Source organism: Halomonas sp. 3D7M (assembly GCF_014897885.1).
GTDB lineage: Bacteria > Pseudomonadota > Gammaproteobacteria > Pseudomonadales > Halomonadaceae > Vreelandella.
This window is the reverse complement of sequence record NZ_JABUZF010000129.1, coordinates 4,563-23,075: the sequence shown is the minus strand read 5'-3', so window position 1 is coordinate 23,075 and position 18,513 is coordinate 4,563. Positions and strand designations below refer to the sequence as shown.

General features: G+C 54.4%; 19 protein-coding genes and 2 pseudogenes. 16 read left to right on the top strand and 5 right to left on the bottom strand.

Going from position 1 to position 18,513, the window contains the following annotated elements:
- The 10 genes from INT22_RS05940 to INT22_RS05895 all read left to right on the top strand — a co-directional run.
- Nucleotides 1-1,263 (top strand): VWA domain-containing protein (locus tag INT22_RS05940; protein ID WP_193067870.1); only part of this gene is annotated, 1,263 nt, incomplete at its 5' end.
- A gap of 96 nt (nt 1,264-1,359) precedes the next feature.
- Nucleotides 1,360-1,788, top strand: a complete 429-nt coding sequence (locus INT22_RS05935; RefSeq protein WP_193067869.1) for a hypothetical protein — start codon at nt 1,360-1,362, stop codon at nt 1,786-1,788.
- Nucleotides 1,789-1,869: 81 nt separating this feature from the next.
- Nucleotides 1,870-2,163, top strand: coding sequence for a hypothetical protein (locus INT22_RS05930; RefSeq protein WP_193067868.1), 294 nt, complete (start codon nt 1,870-1,872; stop codon nt 2,161-2,163).
- A 72-nt stretch (nt 2,164-2,235) separates the two neighbouring features.
- Nucleotides 2,236-2,478: a hypothetical protein gene (locus INT22_RS05925; RefSeq protein ID WP_192539772.1), complete on the top strand. Its 243-nt coding sequence runs from the start codon at nt 2,236-2,238 to the stop codon at nt 2,476-2,478.
- Entirely contained in the window at nt 2,465-2,878 is a 414-nt protein-coding gene (locus tag INT22_RS05920; protein ID WP_192539773.1) for a type II toxin-antitoxin system PemK/MazF family toxin, read from the top strand. The genes INT22_RS05925 and INT22_RS05920 overlap by 14 nt, the downstream gene beginning before the upstream one ends.
- 135 nt (nt 2,879-3,013) lie before the next feature.
- Entirely contained in the window at nt 3,014-4,255 is a 1,242-nt protein-coding gene (locus tag INT22_RS05915) for a DUF7146 domain-containing protein (RefSeq protein WP_192539774.1), read from the top strand.
- A gap of 88 nt (nt 4,256-4,343) precedes the next feature.
- Nucleotides 4,344-4,634, top strand: a complete 291-nt coding sequence (locus INT22_RS05910; RefSeq protein WP_192539775.1) for a hypothetical protein — start codon at nt 4,344-4,346, stop codon at nt 4,632-4,634.
- Nucleotides 4,635-4,922: 288 nt separating this feature from the next.
- Entirely contained in the window at nt 4,923-5,132 is a 210-nt protein-coding gene (locus INT22_RS05905; RefSeq protein ID WP_193067867.1) for a hypothetical protein, read from the top strand.
- Between the two features lie 11 nt (nt 5,133-5,143).
- Nucleotides 5,144-7,924, top strand: coding sequence for a DNA topoisomerase 3 (locus INT22_RS05900; protein ID WP_192539776.1), 2,781 nt, complete (start codon nt 5,144-5,146; stop codon nt 7,922-7,924).
- A 752-nt stretch (nt 7,925-8,676) separates the two neighbouring features.
- Nucleotides 8,677-9,816 (top strand): tyrosine-type recombinase/integrase, encoded by a 1,140-nt coding sequence (locus INT22_RS05895; RefSeq protein WP_192539777.1) that lies wholly within the window; start codon nt 8,677-8,679, stop codon nt 9,814-9,816.
- 8 nt (nt 9,817-9,824) lie between these two features.
- Here INT22_RS05895 and INT22_RS05890 read toward each other — a convergent pair whose 3' ends face one another.
- Nucleotides 9,825-10,067, bottom strand: a complete 243-nt coding sequence (locus INT22_RS05890) for a hypothetical protein (protein WP_193059249.1) — start codon at nt 10,065-10,067, stop codon at nt 9,825-9,827.
- 332 nt (nt 10,068-10,399) lie between these two features.
- Between INT22_RS05890 and INT22_RS05885 the strand changes: the two genes are divergently transcribed.
- Nucleotides 10,400-11,329, top strand: coding sequence for a hypothetical protein (locus INT22_RS05885; protein WP_192539778.1), 930 nt, complete (start codon nt 10,400-10,402; stop codon nt 11,327-11,329).
- A gap of 37 nt (nt 11,330-11,366) precedes the next feature.
- On the opposite strand, the gene INT22_RS05880 is transcribed toward INT22_RS05885, so the two are convergent.
- The 3 genes from INT22_RS05880 to INT22_RS05870 all read right to left on the bottom strand — a co-directional run bounded on the left by INT22_RS05880 (nt 11,367) and on the right by INT22_RS05870 (nt 13,724).
- Entirely contained in the window at nt 11,367-11,858 is a 492-nt protein-coding gene (locus INT22_RS05880; RefSeq protein WP_192539779.1) for a hypothetical protein, read from the bottom strand.
- Between the two features lie 264 nt (nt 11,859-12,122).
- Nucleotides 12,123-13,235: an RNA-guided endonuclease InsQ/TnpB family protein gene (locus tag INT22_RS05875; RefSeq protein WP_074211468.1), complete on the bottom strand. Its 1,113-nt coding sequence runs from the start codon at nt 13,233-13,235 to the stop codon at nt 12,123-12,125.
- Nucleotides 13,236-13,337: 102 nt separating this feature from the next.
- Complete coding sequence (locus INT22_RS05870; protein ID WP_192539748.1) at nt 13,338-13,724, bottom strand: TraK family protein; 387 nt, start codon at nt 13,722-13,724, stop codon at nt 13,338-13,340.
- A gap of 385 nt (nt 13,725-14,109) precedes the next feature.
- On the opposite strand from INT22_RS05870, the gene INT22_RS05865 reads away from it, so the two are divergent.
- From INT22_RS05865 to INT22_RS21870, 5 genes and pseudogenes are all read left to right on the top strand, one after another.
- Nucleotides 14,110-14,385, top strand: coding sequence for a plasmid mobilization protein (locus INT22_RS05865; RefSeq protein ID WP_225736347.1), 276 nt, complete (start codon nt 14,110-14,112; stop codon nt 14,383-14,385).
- Between the two features lie 73 nt (nt 14,386-14,458).
- Nucleotides 14,459-14,629 (top strand): annotated as a pseudogene (locus INT22_RS20330) (IS30 family transposase); the annotation flags it as partial.
- Nucleotides 14,630-14,663: 34 nt separating this feature from the next.
- Nucleotides 14,664-15,239, top strand: a pseudogene (locus tag INT22_RS05860) (ISNCY family transposase); the annotation flags it as partial.
- A gap of 254 nt (nt 15,240-15,493) precedes the next feature.
- Nucleotides 15,494-16,495, top strand: coding sequence for an IS30 family transposase (locus INT22_RS05855; protein ID WP_193054202.1), 1,002 nt, complete (start codon nt 15,494-15,496; stop codon nt 16,493-16,495).
- Between the two features lie 344 nt (nt 16,496-16,839).
- Nucleotides 16,840-17,433, top strand: coding sequence for a GntR family transcriptional regulator (locus INT22_RS21870; RefSeq protein WP_192539744.1), 594 nt, complete (start codon nt 16,840-16,842; stop codon nt 17,431-17,433).
- A gap of 310 nt (nt 17,434-17,743) precedes the next feature.
- On the opposite strand, the gene INT22_RS05845 is transcribed toward INT22_RS21870, so the two are convergent.
- Nucleotides 17,744-18,513, bottom strand: a 770-nt coding sequence (locus tag INT22_RS05845; protein ID WP_193067866.1) for an LLM class flavin-dependent oxidoreductase, incomplete at its 5' end; no start/stop codon positions are given.

Here is an 18,513-nt window from a genome sequence, read left to right as displayed (position 1 = left end):
GACGGTAGTGATACCCAAGGCAGCGACGCTGCGGGGGAAAGCGGCGACACACCCTCCGATGATACGGATACCGATGATACGGCCAGCGGTAACGCAGGCGGTGGTGACGGTGATGAGGACTCGGATGCAGATGATGGCAGTCAAGGTGACAGTGATGACACCGATGCTGACCAGGATAGTGCAACGGGTGACGGCGCGGATGATCCCAATGGGGATGCCCGCCAGAACTCCAGCACAAGTCGTCAGGGCGACGTTGATGCTGATACGGCAAAGCAAAATGCCCGCTCTGTATTGACGGCGACGGCTGACGACAACATCAAAGACCCCATGAGTGCGCTGCGGGCGGATATGAATCGGGATCAGGATTTTGACAATCCCAATCCTGTGACCATTCCTGACAGCAGCACTATCGCCATGAACGGTGATGCGTTGCTCGTTAAGCAACATGGGGATGGCCTGGGCCATGCACTGAAAGCGCATGTTCAAGCCACATCGCATAAGCTCCAGAACCGCCTAGCGGGGCTGGTAGAGGCGACACAACGGCAGCCGGTACGGCCTGCACGTCGTGGTAAGCGGATTAACACAAAGCACCTAGCACGGATGTCTGTGGGGGATACCCGCATCTTCAGTGCCAAGGACAGTGTGAAAAAGCCGAATGCCGCCGTGCATATCCTGGTGGATATGTCAGGGTCGATGTTTGTTGCCAATGCTGACATGCCGAGTGTGGCAGCGCGCAGTATCGACGCCTCTGACATTGAAAACGCGATGGGCGAGGCGGATTCCAGTGAAAAACTGGGGATCAAGATGCCATTTCAGATAGCAAGAAATGCCTGTATGGCGCTCACACAAGCCCTTTTGCGCATCAAAGGGGTCAACGTGGGAGCCACTGCGTTTGCATCACGCGATGAAATCACGCCAATGCTACGCCACGGCGAAACATTGAATCACAAGACGCTCCCTCGCTTTGCAGTACGCCCTGAGGGGAGTACTGCATTAGCGGAAGCCCTTTGGTACAGCGGCGTTGAGTTAAGCAAAACGTCCGAGGAACGCAAGGTGATGATTGTGCTGACTGACGGGGAACCCAATGACCATTGGGCCTGCCAGGGAGCCATTCGGGAGTTATCAAAATCGGTAGAGTTCGTGGGTATCGGTATTCTCAATGATGCCATCACGGGGCTTATCGACAACGCCACGGTCGTCAATGATCTTGCCGACCTGGAAGCAACGCTGATGGATGTGGCTCGCGCTGCCATCCTGAAGTAACACACTACGTCACGGTCAACCCGTGGCTGTCTTCACCCAGAAGGGGGTATATCGCCCCCTCTGGGGGTGGTGTGCCTGCCTTCCAAGGAGGTGGGTATGGCAATACGCCGCCACAATGACGCTCAATTGGAATTGCTTTATGAGGCGTACCTTGAGGTAGGTATCAATCTCCTGAAACCCGCTGCCAATGACAGTGATCAGGAGAATGTCGCACCAACGGAAAGCCGTTTATCCGTTGTTGAGACTGAGACACCACCGCAACTCACGCCTAACAAGCAGCTCTGGACAGATGATGTGATCCTGAATTTCGTCAAGAATTTCCTGAAAGCATCGCTGTATTCAGTGGGCAGTCCCTTTGCGGGGCAGTTCACTCGTTCCGAGGCTCGTGAATGGTTGCTGTCAGATGACACGGACAATCCGCTGTCATTTCTGAACTGCTGCACCATGCTCGGCTACGACGATCCTGATGCCCTTCGGTCACGGACAATCCTCACTGCCAAGCAGATGAAGACCCGAGATTGGTAAGCATCGACATCACCACTTTTCCCAAGCAGGGGGCTCGCTCCCTTTTGGGGTGGCGTTCCCCGATAACAGATGAGGTTCGCCATGAACACTTCACCCTCGACACTCCAGATTGATATTGACGCGCCGAAAGGCCGAATCACCTGGAGCGTGCCGGTAACACCTATGCCTGGCCAATCTGCTGCCACACTGGCAGAGCGGATTCAGGAAATGCTGTCGATTCTGGCGATGCGAAAGCGCTACGACACGGCTTGCCGTGACGTGCTGACGTTTCGTGAAGAACAGACATTACGCAGTTGGGAAAGCGCTTATAAAAAAGCGCTGGCCCAGGAAGACCGGATGGATGCACTGCTGAACAAGCACCTGAAAGCCGGTTAATTCACACACCCTATGCGGGCGTTTTCTTGCCCGCAGGGGCCAGGGAGCGTCCGTTTTTGATCTGGAGGCTCTATGCAAACATTCACCGTTCACTATCAGGAACATGAGGTCATGTATGGCGTTCTGCTCTCGCAGGCACGTCGTCTGCATCTCACCCCTGAGCAGTTGATCCGTCGCATTCTGGCACGCGAGTTGGGAGGTATCAGTACACCACTGACGACCATCCGACGCGAACGGGATCGTGACGACTTCTGGCTGAACAACGGCGCACTCACGTCACCCTTCCAACGGGAGGTGCGACATGGTGCCGTCTAACCATCACTTTGTTGGCAGTGTGATTTACGCCTGGATGCCCGAGTCTGAAACACCGCATCGTCCTGGGCCGAAATATCGGCCCGTGTTGATTGTGGATGTGGATGACGATAACGGCGCTGTGTGTATCGCACCTGGCACTACGCAGAAGCTCGATAGCGTGCTGCGTGGGCAAATCCTGATCGACACGCTACATGATGGCCAGGGATTGCAACAAACTACCAAGTTCAAGATCGACAACGCCCGTTGGGTGCCTTGTACTCCGGCTTTTTTAATGGGGCATGGTCAGCACTATCGCTTTGCTGGTGCCATCCCGATTTATAAAGTCCGCGAGTTATATGAGGTCGTCAAAGAGGCTGATCCTGAACTACGCCAACGTCGCTACACGTCTTTGACGGCGTAGCGGCGCAAGATGATTCATCCCCAGGGGAGATAACGACTCCCTTGAGGGGGCGTGTCTCCCTTCGGGGCTTCCCTAAAGCCCCTGCGTTCAACGCGGTGGTTTTCGGAAGCCCCGAAAACCAATGGAGACTCGCCCATGATGATTGATCGTGACAGTGAATTTTTCAAAACCGATGAGGTGAAACGGGCAGCCCGAGGCAGCTGGGTGACGATTCTCAGTCATTTCAGCGCGTTGGCCCCCGCACTTGGCAAACCTGGTCGCCATGTTCCTTGCCCCAAGACGGGAGAGGGAACAGACGGCTTTCGGTTGTTTCCCCGTGATCTCGATGAAAGCGGTGGTGGCATTCACAATGATCCCAATGTCGGTGCGCTGACAGACGGATTTTCACTGCTGATGTGGCTCAACGACTGGGATTTTCGCACGACCGTTACGGAAGTGGCGTTAATTCTGGGCATGGAACCCTACCGCAAGCGCCATGCAGGTCAGCCCAAGCGTGTGCATTCTGCACTGCGACAGGCCAACCATGATGCACAGGCAACGGCGAAAGCGGCCAAGCAACGGCTGGCGCAACAACAGCAAGTGAATCAACAGGAACACCGGAAACGGTTGCAGACGCTTTGGGGTGAAACTCTGGCGTTAACCGATCCTCGCTCGCAGGCCGTCAACGCCTATCTGGGTAGCCGTGGTATTGCGCATAGCGATGCCATGCTGAACGCACTGGCCGCTGGCCATTCAGTGCGATTTCATCCAGAGCTGGCGTACTACGGTGCCATTGAGCGACAGGAAGTGACGGCTTCCGGTGAGGTGATCATCCAGGAACAGATAGCGGTACTGGGGCATTATCCTGCCTTGGTGGCGGCTATTCGGGATGAACACGGACAGATTTCGACCTTGCACCGTACCTACCTGTCACACGATGGGGCAGGGAAGGCCAATGTCGATCATCCCCGCAAGATGCTCGCGCTGCCCCTTGGCATGAGCGTGACCGGCGGGGCCATCCCCTTAGCGATGCCTCGGGGTATTCTGGGGCTTGCTGAAGGTATGGAGACGGCTGCTGCCGCGTACAATGCCACACGTCTTCCAACATGGTCGTGTGTCAATGCCACGCTGCTGGCCGGTTTCAATCCTCCGTCTGACGTTCATACGCTGGTCGTATGGGCTGATCGTGACCGTTCCAGGGCCGGTGAAGTGGCCGCTGAACAACTCAAGGCACGGATGAAGGAAAAGGGTGTCAGGGTCGTGATCATGCTGCCCGATGCCATTATCCCAAACGATGCCAAAGGCATTGACTGGAATGACATGCTAAAGCAACACGGCATACCGTCATTTCCGTCACGTCAGGCACTCATAGATAGCATCCATCAGGCAGTTTTATGATGGCGGGTCTATCGCAACATTTAATTTCAACCCACGGGGTAATGCGCCCCGTGGGGGCATTACCCCCTCAAAAAATGAGGTAATGCTTATGAAGTCAATCAAAAAACGCTGGAAAGCGCTGAAACTCGGGGGAGCTAATGTCCCTCCTTTGCATAGCGTACCGCCTGCTACTCTCTTGGAAGTCTCCAAAGACCTTCGCAAGATGGGACTTGGCGTGCTGGGTACTGGCGCAGGTAGTGTATTGCTGTCAGGAAGCGGTTTGACCGCCTTTTTTCTGACCCTTTTGCTACTAGGTGCAGGTGCGTTAATCTGGGTAGTGGCTATCGTTCTCGATGCCGCTGCCCGTCATGCAGATGAGGTTGCCAACAAGGAGTCCTAACATGGCGCTCTATGTGACAATATCCCTATTCACTTTGCTGTTTTGCAGCATTGGGCTTTACGGGATTTTCATTGCTCACCGAATCATTGCAAACAGCGACAAGCACAAGTGAAACCCCTTGCCATACCGGCTTGGGGTTTTTCACTTTTTGGAAAGCATTGACTCTGACTATATCTCATTAATCAACAAATAGATGAAACCTTTACCCCGATTTTTCCTACCTCCGCAGCCGTTGACTGACGCCTAAGTGTTGTAGCGTATCCGATAACCAGTCTCAGGAGCCTTTTTATGCCGGATGCGCCGTTTCGATACCGTCCTTATCCCTACTCACCCCTGTCTGCCTCCATCGAGGCGCTAGAAAGCACCATCCAGCGCCACCGCCATCACATTTCACGCTATAGACGCGACAACGAAAGGCGAGTTCAAGAGTGCGCGGCGCTGGAAGCCGATCAGCACTGCCATGCGACGCCAACCCGTCCAATCCCCACACAGTATTAAGAGGCCAATCCATGTCAATACGCCTGGTCATTGCTGAAAAACCCAACGTCGCCAGAGCTATAGCAGAAGCCTTGTCGTCTGGACGCCCCACGCGGAATGCGGACGGTATTTTCGAGGTCGATGAAAACCGAATCGTGGCATGTGCGGGTCATATCCTTGAGCAGTACGATCCTCAAGACTATGACGAGCGCTATAAACGCTGGTCGATAGACGACCTGCCGATTCATCCTGATCCCTGGAAGCTGAAATCGCCCAACGATGCAGGCAAAAAGAAGATGCTGGCGCAGATCAAGAAGGGGATGCAAGGGGCAGGCGAAGTCTGTAATGCTGGAGATTTGGACGCCGAAGGGAACATGTTGGTTGATGAGGTGATCGAGTACCTGGGCTGGCAGGGGCCGGTGAGCCGTGTGCTGATCGCGGATTTGAACCCGTCCCCCATTCGCAAAGCCTTTCAGAACCTCAAGCCCAACGCGAACTTTGCCCATCTGACACGACGAGCCACCACGCGCTCCAGGGCGGACTGGCTGCTGGGTATGAACTGTAGCCGCCTGTACAGCAAGTTGTCGGATCAGGCGGGTGTTAAGGCCACACTATCTGTCGGGCGTGTGCAAAGTGCCGTATTAGGACTGGTGGCCCAGCGTGATCTCGACATCCAGCATTTTACCCCGCACAACTACTACGATGTAGAGCTGGCTGTTCGTCATGGTAACGGGGCGTTTATAGCCAAGTGGCACCCCCGAGACGGACAGCCAGGGTTGGACGAGGCCGGTCGGCTGGTTGACCCTGATGTATTGGCGCAACTGGAAAGCCAGGTGCCAGGAGCCGTTTCCATTTTGGCCTCGCAAACCGAGCGCAAAAAACAGCGTGCGCCGCTGCCGTACTCATTAAGCGACTTGCAGAAGGCCGCCAACCAGCAACTTGGCTTGGATATGCAGGCAGTATTGGACATCGCGCAAAAACTCTATGAAAAGGATCGGTTGTTGACGTACCCCCGTACCGACACGGGCTATCTTCCGAACGATCAGCATGGTGCCGCCAGTGCAACGCTGGAAGCGGTTGGCGCTAACCTGGACACGTTGACGGAGGCGGCCCAGAAAGCCGATCCAGGTATCATGTCCCGCGCTTTTAATGACAAGAAGGTGACGGCGCACCACGGTATCATCCCGACAGAAAAGGTGTCTGTCGCCGATGTGGCCAACCTGACAGCGCAGGAGCGGTCTATTTACGAGATGGTGTGTCGGCGTTATGTCGCTCAGTTCATGCCTGACGCACTCTATGATGCGACTCAGATCGAGGTGGGACTACCGGATGCCTCTGGGGAGCGTTTTGTTGCCCGTGGCAAGGTCTGGATCGAACAGGGCTGGCGCGAAGTGGTGTATGCGGGGGTAACGGAAACAAAAGACGACGACGATGCCGGTGCCGAAGGTGACAAAGATCAATCTTTGCCCGCCACGCAGACAGGAGATGTGGCCGAAGGCACGTCGATTCTTGGTGAAAAGAAGGTCACAAAGCCACCAAAACCGTACACTGATAGCACCTTGATTACGGCGATGACGAATATACACCGTTTCGTCAAAAACCCTGAAACAAAGAAGAATTTACGCGAAAATGATGGTATTGGCACCGAAGCAACGCGAGCCGGTATCGTCAAAAAGCTGGTCGAGCAACACAAACACCTAAAGCGTGAGAAGAAAACCATCCGCGTGACGCCTAGCGGGCTGTTTCACTACCGTTTGATGCCGCCTGAACTGAGCACACCGGATATGGCCGGTATCTTTGAGGCGGCGCTTCGCAATGTGGAAGATGGCAGCCTGTCCATGGACGCTTTTCTGGCGCAAATGGACGCGTTTATTCGCTCGCAGCTCGCGCCTGACGCGCAAACACGATGGCTGAAGCAAGCCAGGGAACTGGCCCCCAAGGAAAAGGCGTCTGAGTATTCATGTCGACATTGTGGGAACGCGCTATACCAACGTACAGCCACGACCAAGCAGAAAAAGCAGCTGACTTTCTATGTATGCCTGGAACCCGAATGTGGGTGTCACTTCAGGACGGAAAACGGGCAACCCACGACCTGTTTCAAGGGGCCGTTAAAATCGCATGACGATGCCGAACTACAGCGCCAGCGCGAGAATGCTTTGGCCAACGCGCCCCAATGCCCAGAGTGTCATAATCCACTTCAGCGCTTCAAACAGAAGGGCAAAGACAACTATTTCTGGCGCTGTCAGGACTACCAGGGGCAAGCATCCTGTGACTCGCTATTCGGTGATCAGGACGGCGCGCCTGGGTCAGCGTTCGTGATTCGGGGAGAAAAAGTCGAGCGACAACCTGACGGCCCGCTTTGTCCTGTCTGCCATGAGCACCACACCTTCAAGGGAAAAACGAAGAAAGATCAGCATCCTATATTGGTCTGCCGTCAATGCGATTCGATATGTTATGCCGACACCGATGGCTCACCAGGGCGCGTTTTCAGGGAACGCGGCGAATGGGCGAAAAGTCCCTTAACAGGGCCAGCCTGTCCGGTCTGTGGTGCCGAGAAAACCGCGAGCCTCTTGTCCAAGAAAAAGAAGCCGCTTTGGGCGTGCGATGCCTGCGATTCGATGGGAATGCGTGATGACCAGGATCAGGCCAAGCCTGCCTTCAAGGTACGCGGTGAGATGCCGAGCAATCCATCGGTATCAGGAAAAACGGATGCAAGCAAAGGGCAGAAAGGCACGTCGGCTGACGCCAATCGTGTGCGCCTTGATGATCCTGACGATCCCGAAGAACCTATAACACGCGGATTTTATTCTTAATCATTTCGCAATCGAGCCTCGATTTTGATATTACCTGCTTCTCGGGTAGGTGTTACCCGTCACAGTGTTGAGCCAGATACCTGGGGAGCAGCTTTACGTCCAAACGTGCCATCCTGAAGGGGCATTCACCGCAAACTTTCTCAGAATTCGCGTATGGGGATCGGTGATAACCTTTTTTTCATCCTTAAATAGTTGATATTAAACAAATTATATTATTTTTTTGACTTTGCGACTGATTTTTCTACTTTTATAAAGCATTGATTTTTATATCTTTATCAAGAGGCATAAAAGCAATGAGCGTAAAACAGGCAAAACTGTTTAGCTTTCCAAGCCTCCGGTGACATAGCCAAACGCCAATCGCCGGTAACATGGTTGTCAGCAATCAGATGATGATTTGCTGCATGGTTGATCCTCGATTCCTTTGGTGCTTTTTCAGCATCCTGGTGCCTCCCATAGCACATCGCCCGCACACCCTCCAGCGGGCGTTTTTTTATGCGCATTGCCTAAGCCCGTTTTCTAAATCGAATCTCTACAGCAAAATCGTCGCCAGGTTTCAGGGGCCGGTTGACCTGAGCTGATTCTATAACTACCTTTAAGTGACATTAAATATAGTTATAGAATGGCATGAACAAAGGGGTTCCAGCGTGCTGACAAGATTAGCCACCGCTGTTTTAAACTTGAGCCTCAATGATGATTACGGCCTTTACTGATACCGTGTATAAGGTATCCGTTGTATTTTGGAGAAAATCGCTATGCACCAGGACAAATCGCTCGTGGGTGTGAGCCAGTCAAACGCGCTGGCCGGTGTGTTACCTGCATCAGCCTCAACCGGCTTGATGGATTATGAAACACCGCCTGTTCGGGTGCGGCATGATCTGAGCCAGCCGTTTCCCCGTGGTCTGAATCCTGCCCACCGGCATTTGCGCAACCAGGAATCCGCCGCGAGCGCATCTTCAAAGCGGAGTCTCATTAACGAAATTGCCACCAAGGCACTCGGGGCTCCCCAGCCGCCAAAACTGGCAGCACCCAATGGTGACGGTCGTGCGCTTCACCCTAATCAAGCCTTTGCTTATGACTATGTGGACTGGGCTACGCTGACGCCGGATGTGGTCAGCGAGATACTGGCCAGCTATCGTGACGCGGGCATGTCGCCAGCCAAACGCAATGCCGTGCGCTCTGTCATACGGGGCATTGCGACAGAAGCCTGGATGCTCGATCAGATCAGTCATGCCACCCTGGATCGCATCAAGCAGGTCAAATCCGCCCGCTATTCACACGCCAAACGAGCGGGAACCGCCCATAGCGCCCAGACCATACGAGCCTTGCTCGATTTATGTGATGAGAAACCGACGGCGCGTGATTTTCGAGATGGCCTGATGATTGCGATGATGGCGGCGGTAGGTTTGCGGCGTGCGGAAACGGTCAGTATCCAGCTCAAGGACATCGACTTTGCGACAAACGAGATCACGGTTGAGGGTAAAGGCCAAAAGCAGCGCACACTGACATTGCCGGATTGTGTGGCCTGGCGACTCAATGAGTATCTGGATCAGTACCGTGGGCGTGACGCGGGCTATCTGTTCAATCCTATTTGGGTGAAACAGAAAGCACCGGCCAAAGAGTATCTGAAAACACCGTTAAGCCTGTGCAGCGTCAATAATCGTCTGGAGCGCTTACGCAAGATGTTACCGGATAACTTGCAGCTGGCTCCCCACGATCTAAGGCGCACCTGTGCAACAGACCTGCGTGAAGCCGGTATGTCGATGCGGGAAATTCAGGTAGTGTTGGGTCATGCGTCGGTGGTGACAACCGAGCGGTATGTTCTCGACGAAACCAAAGATCATCGGGAAAAAGCCGCTCGGTTGCAGTCAGGTCGGTTTGGTTATAAGTTCTGACACCCACCTTAATACAATATTTTGTAAGAAAGTTGGGCGTTATCAGGAGCAATTTGATTACCGGCAGTGTCTTCCCCAACCACTGTCTCCCCTGGCGTCCCTTGACCCAGTGCATACTCCCCACTACTGTCGACGCGGATGTTACTCGGAGGCTCCGGCGCATTGATACCAGGCGGCACAAGATAGGTTGCCGTTGCACCTCCTGACGCCTCAAGGTTTAACACCTCGCCGCTGGTGACGAGTTCATTCAAAATGATGCTGATTGCCTGCGGCAACCGTTGCGCTGCCCAGGCTCACGCCCTCACGCTCGACGGTAATCGTTTCGCCTTCGCGCCCGCGTCCGGTCAAAACACTGCCATCAGAATTAACTGAAATGTCCCCTATATAAGAATCCTGAAATGTCCCCTATATAAGAATCGGGTGGGTTCAAGCCTGTAACGGTTGCTCCCAGTTTCACGATACCAAGCAACCTGTAGGCACCATCGGCCCGCAAGCACGGTTTTCTAGGCAGTTTTGGCGCTGGGAAATCTTGGTCGACTTGCTATACTGATATAGGTAAACGAACTTTCAGCGGAGAGGCGCTATGCCAAACGACATTCATGAGACGCTGGATAAGGATCATCGACGCTTCCGGTTGATTCACGACGCGAGCGAATGCTTTGGTCGATTGGTAAAAACGGTCGATGACATCTGTTTGCAGTATGAGAAGGAAAAGCCTCACGCCTGGGCGATGAGTGCGGCCCATGCAGACAGCGATTGGCTACGACGTGTTTTGATGGACATGTGGCACGAAGCCGGAACCTCCGGCGTTGTCACCTCCAAGCATTCAGGCGTGATTGCGGCATCGCCTGAACTGAGGCAGCGGTTTGATACGCTGAATGAGCAAAAGCAAGCGTTCAAGGCCATTGCCGATGAGATAAAGCAGACAAAACCCGTCTATACATCGCAATCGCAACTCAAGGAAGAAATAGGCATCCAGTATCAGCACTTGCGCCAGCACTTGAATACCGCTGGGTTGGCCAGACTAAGCCTGAAGAAGACCGTGCGAACGGTGTACGTTCTTGAGCATCCGATCCGCCATATCGGTATTGGCTGGCAGACATCAGGCCGGTCAATTGTCAAAATCAGCATGGCGGAGGCAGAAAAGCGCCTGATCAAGCTCGGGGCTGACAAGCCGCATATTGAGATTCAATTGAAAAAGCTGGCCAGCTTGCCGCCTGGTGAGCCGCTGGCGCTGGTGCATAAACAAAGCCCACAGCTGCGTGCGAACGTGCATTTTGCTGAGATAGATGATGTCCCGCCGCCTCGTTCGCTGGCTTTCAACTCTTCATTGCCGATTATTGTTGCGCCAGACCCTCGCACCGGCCTTCTGCCTTCGCTGCGGACACCGCCTTCTGAGCCCGCCAATCATCAGCGCGAACGTCGAAAGGATGCCAGGGTCGATTTTGAGCCGTTTCTGCCGTCCATCAGTGTGCATCGCTATTCTTCGGAAAGATCAACGTCAGCCGCCTGAGTCTCTTTGTACAGCGGCAGGCCGCTTCCCTCTTGTGTTAGCGTCTGCTGTGCAACTGATCCTGGACAGGAATACAGTTTGCTTTGGTCGGCCTGAACATCGCACCGTCCCAGTAATGAGGCTGTTCCGGTGCTTTGTAGCGCTCGTCGTTGGGGATCAACCGATATTCGATACAGCTGCCCTCGGTACTGCCGACAGGCTGCCAAACACCCGTTTCCTTTCCTCGATGGATGGCCTTGGTTGGCGCACCATCCGGCCAGTGATCCGGCACTCTGAACATGTCAGCCACTTCTTCTTTGGAGCCGGACGGCATTCCCATGAAGGAATGGCTTTCAGGTTCAAGCGCCTGCTGGCTCGCACACCCTGACAATGCAATTCCGGCGGCCAGCACAAACGCCACATCAAACTTGCCTCTCGATTCCAAAACGTTACCCTCCTTGATCGGTTCGGCCATGATGGACAATGGCCGCCAGGAAATCTTGTTGGTCGGGTGTGCAGCACTGAAAACCCTTGAAATGGCCGCGCTCATGTATCAACTCATCAAAGCGCCTGTCGCTGTCACGGTAATACACACGCCGCGATGCAAGTCCTCCGATGTCTCGTTCCAGCTGGGCATTGACATCCTCCCCTCCCTCAGCTTGCGCTGCCGCCTTGCGGCGGAAAGGAAGGGGATTCCCAGGTCGTTACCTTCCTGGTTCCTGCTTCGATGTTCGTTGCCTTCAATGCCTTGGCACTGCTGGTCTTACACAAACTCCACAGGCGTACATTCCCGAGTGCCCCTCGGTATGATCTTTCAACCATCTGCACCGGCTAATAGCGCGGTGCCTGCTTGCAGAATGTTGCGGGCCGCATTCACGTCGCGGTCGATGCCCTGAGTACCGCAATCTGGGCAGTCCCAGGTGCGAACATTCAGCGGTAGTGATTCCAGCACAAAGCCGCAGCTATGGCAGCGTTTTGAGCTTGGGTACCAGCGATCAATCTGGACAAACTGCCTTCCCGCCCAGGCCGCCTTGTAGTCAAGCTGGCGAACCAACTCCCCCCAGCCAACATCACTGATGGCGTTAGAGAGATGGCGGTTTTTGACCATGTTCTTCACCTGCAAACTCTCCGCTGCAATCACTTGGTTCTCGTTAACGATCTGGCGGGTGAGTTTATGCAGGTGGTCACGGCGCGTGTCAGCGATCTTGGCGTGACAGCGAGCGACCTTTAACCGTGCCTTGGCTCGGTTGTTCGAGCCTTTTTGCTTACGGCTGAGGCGCCGCTGCGCCTTCGCTAGCTTTCGGGCATAGCGGGCAGTGTGGCGGGGATTATTCACCCGATGGCCGTCACTGGTCACGAACAGGTCTTTGATCCCCAGGTCGATACCGACCATCTTGAACGTAATTGGCAGCGCCTCAGTGTCTACCTTGCACAGACAGCTAATGAAGTAACGGCCTGCTGCATCCTTGGATACCGTCACTGTGCTCGGTGCCGCAGGCAGGTCGCGGCTCCAGCGGATGTTTAGCGGTTCACGGCACTTGGCGAGCGTGATCTGCCCGTCACGGTACGAAAATGCCGAACTGGCAAAGGTGGCTGACTGCCGGTGCTTCTTCGATTTAAAGCTGGGGTACCGCGCCCGCTTGGCAAAGAAATGCTTGAACGCACTTTGTTGATGGCGCAAGCATTGTTGCAGTGGCACCGAACTAACCTCGGCTAGAAAGGCGGTGTCCGGCTGCTTCTTTAACTGTGTTAGGAACGCGCTGGCATCGTTATAGCCGATCTTTTCCTGACGCTGATAAAACGCGTCGGTGCGATAGCGCAGCACCGCGTTCCAGACAAACCGCACGCACCCAAACGTCCGCGCCAGCAAGGCTGCTTGCTCAGGCGTGGGATAGAAGCGGTATTGGTAGGCGCGTTCGGCTTTCATGCTTTACACTTTAGACGAAATATTGTAAGGATGCAAAACACAAGGCGTCCTGGCGGACGCCGCGCTATCCATCCTCGCACTAAAAGTACGAGGTTTTCCGCGCTAACTGATAAGGTCGTCGCGGTTATTTCCGCTGTTTGGGTTGTGCTCGAATCCGGGGCGTTTTGAGCCGGGTTTAGCTGCTGGGGCAGGCTTGCCCCCTGCTTGTCCTCCTGCGGCCCCTGTAGCGGCCGGGGAGGGGCTTTGCGGGGTGATTTGCCCTGCGCCTTTCCTTTGGTGTCCATCGTCTTTTGCTCCCGTGATGTACCGGACGACGTAACGGTTGAACTGGGAGTAGCTGATACCTAGTTCATCCTCGCCGCCGCAGTCGTCATAGACCGTGCGCTGTTCGTTACCGGCCTCGATCAGCGTCTTGAACTGATCGAGGCGAGCCAGAAACGCGACACGTCCCGCGCCCCGGCGGGGCTTGCTGCTAGGCGTGTCTGCCATGCCTGTTTCCTCCTATTGACCGCCGCGACTCAATCGCGGACGGCCCATCATACACGCTAATGCGATTCTGCGCGAATCAGTGCGACTGTACGCGATTCTATGCGATTGAGCAAGCCATTTAATGCGATTGTACGCGATGATATGCGATTCTATGCGATTCGTCGGCTTTTCCGGCCTTTGGGCCGGTTCTGGGTGGATCGTTTAGCTACTGTCGCATACAATTGCATAGAACTAGACGGCAAGATATGTGTTGTACGGGTACGGGCAAGCCCGTCCCCATCCAACACCGCCCCTTATTCGCCTTCGGCTCAACGGTATCTTGCTCTGCGAGGCCCACAGCCGCTGCCGCGTCTAAGAGCGAAAAGCAACAACAGGAGCGCAGGCAATGCCAGAGAACACCAAAGAAAAGGCCCAGCCTCGGCGGCGCGGTAAGCCGATAGAGGTGTGGGTGACAGACGACGAGAAAGCGACCATCACAGAGCGCGCCGAAGAAGCGGGCATGTCCCGTTCGGGCTACCTGCGCGCCCTTGGGTTGAACACCCCAATAAGGTCGGTCGTTGACCTGGCCGCCGTTGCGGACTTGGCCAAGGTCAACGGCGACCTTGGGCGGGTCGCTGGGCTGCTGAAACTTTGGCTCGCAGAGAAACGCGGCCAAGCTTGAGTAAGTCCGCAATCGCCTCATCGTTGCTGTGTGCCGCTTAGGGTGTCATTTCGCCCCCAGCCGGAACCGACCCCGCACAAGACGTTGGCTCCCCCGAGACCTTGATCCACTTACCCTCAGTGATCGAGACCTCGCATTCATCTGTCATCGCCTCAACAATACACCGCGCAAATGTTTAGGGTACAAAACACCTGCAGAAGTCTTTCGGCAGAAACTCTTCGCAAACAGACATCGTTTTGCGTAAACTCAAACCGAAAAGTCGCGCTTCAGCCTGACCTCACACGCCGGAATATATTGCAGACTTCAATGCTCGTTTTGGCAAGGAGCCGCGCAATCCTAAGGATATGCATCGACCGCTGGCCGCGCATGAGAACATCGATGGTGCGATGTGCCGGAAGGAAGTACGGACACTGTCGCAAACACTGACACTGCGTTACGACAAGGTGCTGTTCATCCTGGAGCCGACGGAGTTTGCAAAGCGGCTGGCTCGACAAAAGGTGATTGTCTGCGACTATCCGGATGGCCGTCTGGAGATCATGTATGGTACGGACACCCTGCCCTACAGAACATTCGACAAGCTTCGTTCTGTTCATCGCTCGCCTGTTGTCGAGAACAAGCGACTGGATGACATGCTTTCGATTGTGGCCGAGATGCAGGCAGGCCGGGAACTGCAACGCAGCCAGAGCGGTCCCCGTCGCACAGGTCAGACGAACCATTTGTTTGGCGTGCCTGATGGCAGTGTCGGGAACGGGTATCAGAAGCGCGAGCGCAAATCGCGCACCGCTTACATGAACGATCCTGACGTTATTGCGCGCCGGGAAAAAGCGTTGGCTCGGTTGGCTGCGACGGAGTGAAATGGCCAGATCAATGACATTTGGCACTCTCAGAGCTAAAGCCGAAGGGCACCTATCGACCCGCCCCCATTCCTCGCTTGCAACTCTGACCAGCCTCTCGGAATGGGGGCTGAACGTCAGCACCTGTCGCATCTCTATCTTGCTGGAGATAGCGTATCCCTAACTTGCCAAAACACATTATATAACCGGGGTACATTCTATTTTAAACTGCAACATGCCAATGAATTCATGTGGTTAGCCATGGAGGAAATTGGATGTCGAATTGCTACTCACAGATCACATTGGCGGAACGTCGCCGGTTATTTGAGCTGAAACAGCTTAAACTCCCTCTCGGCGATATTGCGCGGCTGATGGGCCGTCATCGCTCGACGATCTATCGCGAGATCAAGCGCAACAGCTTTTGGGATGCCGAGATTCCAGACTATAATGGCTATCATAGTGTTTTTGCCGACAACATCAGCAAAGACCGCAGAACGCGGTTGCGCAAGCTCAGACGTTACCCAGAGCTGCGCAAGTTCGTCATTGAACAATTGGAAGCACACTGGTCACCAGAGCAGATCTGCGGCCGACTGATTAGCCATGGTCTGAGCGCGATACGTCTATGCGCAGAAACGATCTATCGCTTCATTTACTCAAAGGAAGAATATGGGTTAAAGCTGTATGAGCATCTGGCCGAGATGCGCACAAAGCGCTGCCCACGCGGCACCAGAAGATCGCGCAGCTCCCGCATTCCAGAAGCGTTTCGCATTCATCAACGTCCTGATTTTATTGGCAATCGTCTGCAATTCGGCAATTGGGAGGGTGATTTGATCATCTTTGATCGTGACCTCGGAGAAGCCAATGTCATGACACTTGTTGAACGCAAAAGTCGTTACTTCGTCATCATTAAAAACAGCAGTCGGCACTCAAAGCCTATCATGAACAAAATCATTCAGGCCTTTGCAGCGCTGCCTTATCATGCACGCCGCAGTTTTACCTTTGATCGTGGTTCCGAGTTTATGGGTTATAGGGCTTTGGAGGATGGAATGGGGGCAAGAAGCTGGTTTTGTGATCCAAATTCACCCTGGCAAAAATGCACTATTGAGAACATCAACAAGCGCATCCGACGGTATTTACCCAGCAATACGGATCTGGCGCAGGTCAGCCAGGCTCAGTTAACCGCCCTCGCCCATAAGCTCAATGCGACCCCGCGCAAGTGTCTTGGATTTAAGACACCCGCAGAGGTGTTTGCTAAACTTTTGCAGGAAGCAGCTTAATCAGATACCCTCACCGCCGGCATAATGCAGTTGGGGTAACTTTTCCACCTCAAGGAAATCCCCGAGCCGTAGGGCGGAGAGATCTCAAGGTTCCACGATGTCAAATTCGAAGCCTTCATCCTGCTGCAGGAGACAGACCGGAAAATAGGCTCGCTGATCAAAACGATATAAAAAGTCTCTTCAATGGGTTTGCCAAACTGACTCAGACCTGTGCTATGTTTGATTTAGCGTTAACATGTCATGCTGTGTGTATGGAATAATCGGCTACTGCGCACAAGGTTTGAATGGGGCGGCAGGTATTTTTTGCCGACGTGCATGTTTGGCGATCCGCAGGAGAAGCGTGAGTGAGTGATAAGACCGCGACAGTCCAGTCAAGACATCGGGCATATGAGAGTTTCATCAAACTCTTGCTGGCGGGCGATTTTCATCCCGGCCAGTTCGTTTCGCAACGGCAACTTGTCAGTATAACAGGGCTTCCGCTCGGCGCGATACGGGAGCTTATTCCTCGCTTGGAGGTGGAGGGCCTTATCAAGACGGTGCCACAACGCGGTTTACAGATCGCGCATGTCGACCTCAATCTCATTCGTGAGGCATTTCAATTTCGTCTTTTCATTGAGCGGGAAGTTGTCGCTGTTTTCTGTCAGGAGGCGTCAGCGGAAATCTTGCTGTCCCTGCGCAGGGAACATATCGACTGGAACCTGCACGATACGATCATCGGTTCGCTGAACAACGAAATCATTTGGCGTAAATATCAGACCAACAATATCAAGATGCGTCTCATCAATCAGGAGCGTTTTCGCATCGCTGGCCGCGTCATTCCTGTCATGGAAGAGCATCTGAAAGTGCTGGAAGCCATTGAAACGCGCACTCCGCAATTGGCAATGGATGCGATAACGGTCCACATCAACAATGCGCGCTCACTGGCGCTGAAGATTTAACGAGACCGGCAAATTTGGAAACGGAAAAGGGCCATGCTTCAAGCGCAGCCGCCGTCGCTGCATGATCGCCCTCGTGTCTCACATATACGAAGCAAGGGGCGTGTATTTCGGTCGTAAACGGAAAGACTGGGAAAAGTGGAACCCGTTTTCCCGAAAAGAAAAACGAAAACAAAAGAACCCAGAGTCTGTCTGGGTCATAATGAACCAGACAGACTCTGGAAGAGCTGCGTGTCGGAGTGTAATTTCGCAAGATTATGTACACCCATCGGCCAGGGGATCAGGCGGAGGGTACCGGGACCGGATCGTGCACCTATTCCATGTATAAATTTTTCAGACCGAGCCTCTCACGCAAGGTGGATGGGCCTGTCTTTTCCGGTAACATACCGGCCTGCCGCAAAAGCGGCATGACCTCGTCTATAAAACCGTTCAGGCATGTTCCGGCAAGGCTGAAGCCGTCAATGATTCCAGCACCATGCCACTGGGTGATCCTCTCGGTCACAGCTTCCGCGGTGCAGGTGTTGGTAGAACCTAGAACGGGCATGATCCGCACGTCTGCGCGATCCCTTGCATGGCTTTTCAGGCGGAGGCTCATCTCGTCCGCGAATTTTGCGGTCGCTTCGAGGTCCATCGCCTCGGCAATCACGACATCGGCAAAGCGCGCCGCCATATCCATGTCATCCTCCGTCACCACGCTGTGAAACAAGACCGGCCTGCCCTGCGGCGGGCGCGGAACGTCCAGCGGCCCCTTGACCGAAAAATAGTGTCCACGATGGTCGATGGGGCCGTTCCCCTCTCCGTTGACTTTCACTCGCCCGTCAGAACGTATGACGATGGCATCCGGGGACCAGCTATCCCATAACTGGTGGACCACTTCGAGAAATTCCGCATCCCGTGCGGCAACGGCCTCGACAGGCGGACGGCTCAAATCGCCATATTGCTCCTGTTGCTGATCTGCCGACGGCGTGATGTGCCAGCCAGCCCTGCCCCGGCTGATATGATCGATGGTCGCAAGCCGCCGCGCAACGTTATAGGGCTGGCTGGTGCGCGGGGAGACGGCGGCGGCAAGACCGATGCGATCGG

What these genes read in the sequence shown, in the direction of transcription:
- INT22_RS05935 (WP_193067869.1), top strand. Translation starts at nt 1,360, where the DNA reads ATGGCAATACGCCGCCACAATGACGCTCAATTGGAATTGCTTTATGAG.
- INT22_RS05930 (WP_193067868.1), top strand. Translation starts at nt 1,870, where the DNA reads ATGAACACTTCACCCTCGACACTCCAGATTGATATTGACGCGCCGAAA.
- INT22_RS05925 (WP_192539772.1), top strand. Translation starts at nt 2,236, where the DNA reads ATGCAAACATTCACCGTTCACTATCAGGAACATGAGGTCATGTATGGC.
- INT22_RS05920 (WP_192539773.1), top strand. Translation starts at nt 2,465, where the DNA reads ATGGTGCCGTCTAACCATCACTTTGTTGGCAGTGTGATTTACGCCTGG.
- INT22_RS05915 (WP_192539774.1), top strand. Translation starts at nt 3,014, where the DNA reads ATGATGATTGATCGTGACAGTGAATTTTTCAAAACCGATGAGGTGAAA.
- INT22_RS05910 (WP_192539775.1), top strand. Translation starts at nt 4,344, where the DNA reads ATGAAGTCAATCAAAAAACGCTGGAAAGCGCTGAAACTCGGGGGAGCT.
- INT22_RS05905 (WP_193067867.1), top strand. Translation starts at nt 4,923, where the DNA reads ATGCCGGATGCGCCGTTTCGATACCGTCCTTATCCCTACTCACCCCTG.
- INT22_RS05900 (WP_192539776.1), top strand. Translation starts at nt 5,144, where the DNA reads ATGTCAATACGCCTGGTCATTGCTGAAAAACCCAACGTCGCCAGAGCT.
- INT22_RS05895 (WP_192539777.1), top strand. Translation starts at nt 8,677, where the DNA reads ATGCACCAGGACAAATCGCTCGTGGGTGTGAGCCAGTCAAACGCGCTG.
- INT22_RS05885 (WP_192539778.1), top strand. Translation starts at nt 10,400, where the DNA reads ATGCCAAACGACATTCATGAGACGCTGGATAAGGATCATCGACGCTTC.
- INT22_RS05880 (WP_192539779.1), bottom strand. Translation starts at nt 11,858, where the DNA reads ATGAGCGCGGCCATTTCAAGGGTTTTCAGTGCTGCACACCCGACCAAC.
- INT22_RS05875 (WP_074211468.1), bottom strand. Translation starts at nt 13,235, where the DNA reads ATGAAAGCCGAACGCGCCTACCAATACCGCTTCTATCCCACGCCTGAG.
- INT22_RS05870 (WP_192539748.1), bottom strand. Translation starts at nt 13,724, where the DNA reads ATGGCAGACACGCCTAGCAGCAAGCCCCGCCGGGGCGCGGGACGTGTC.
- INT22_RS05865 (WP_225736347.1), top strand. Translation starts at nt 14,110, where the DNA reads ATGCCAGAGAACACCAAAGAAAAGGCCCAGCCTCGGCGGCGCGGTAAG.
- INT22_RS05855 (WP_193054202.1), top strand. Translation starts at nt 15,494, where the DNA reads ATGTCGAATTGCTACTCACAGATCACATTGGCGGAACGTCGCCGGTTA.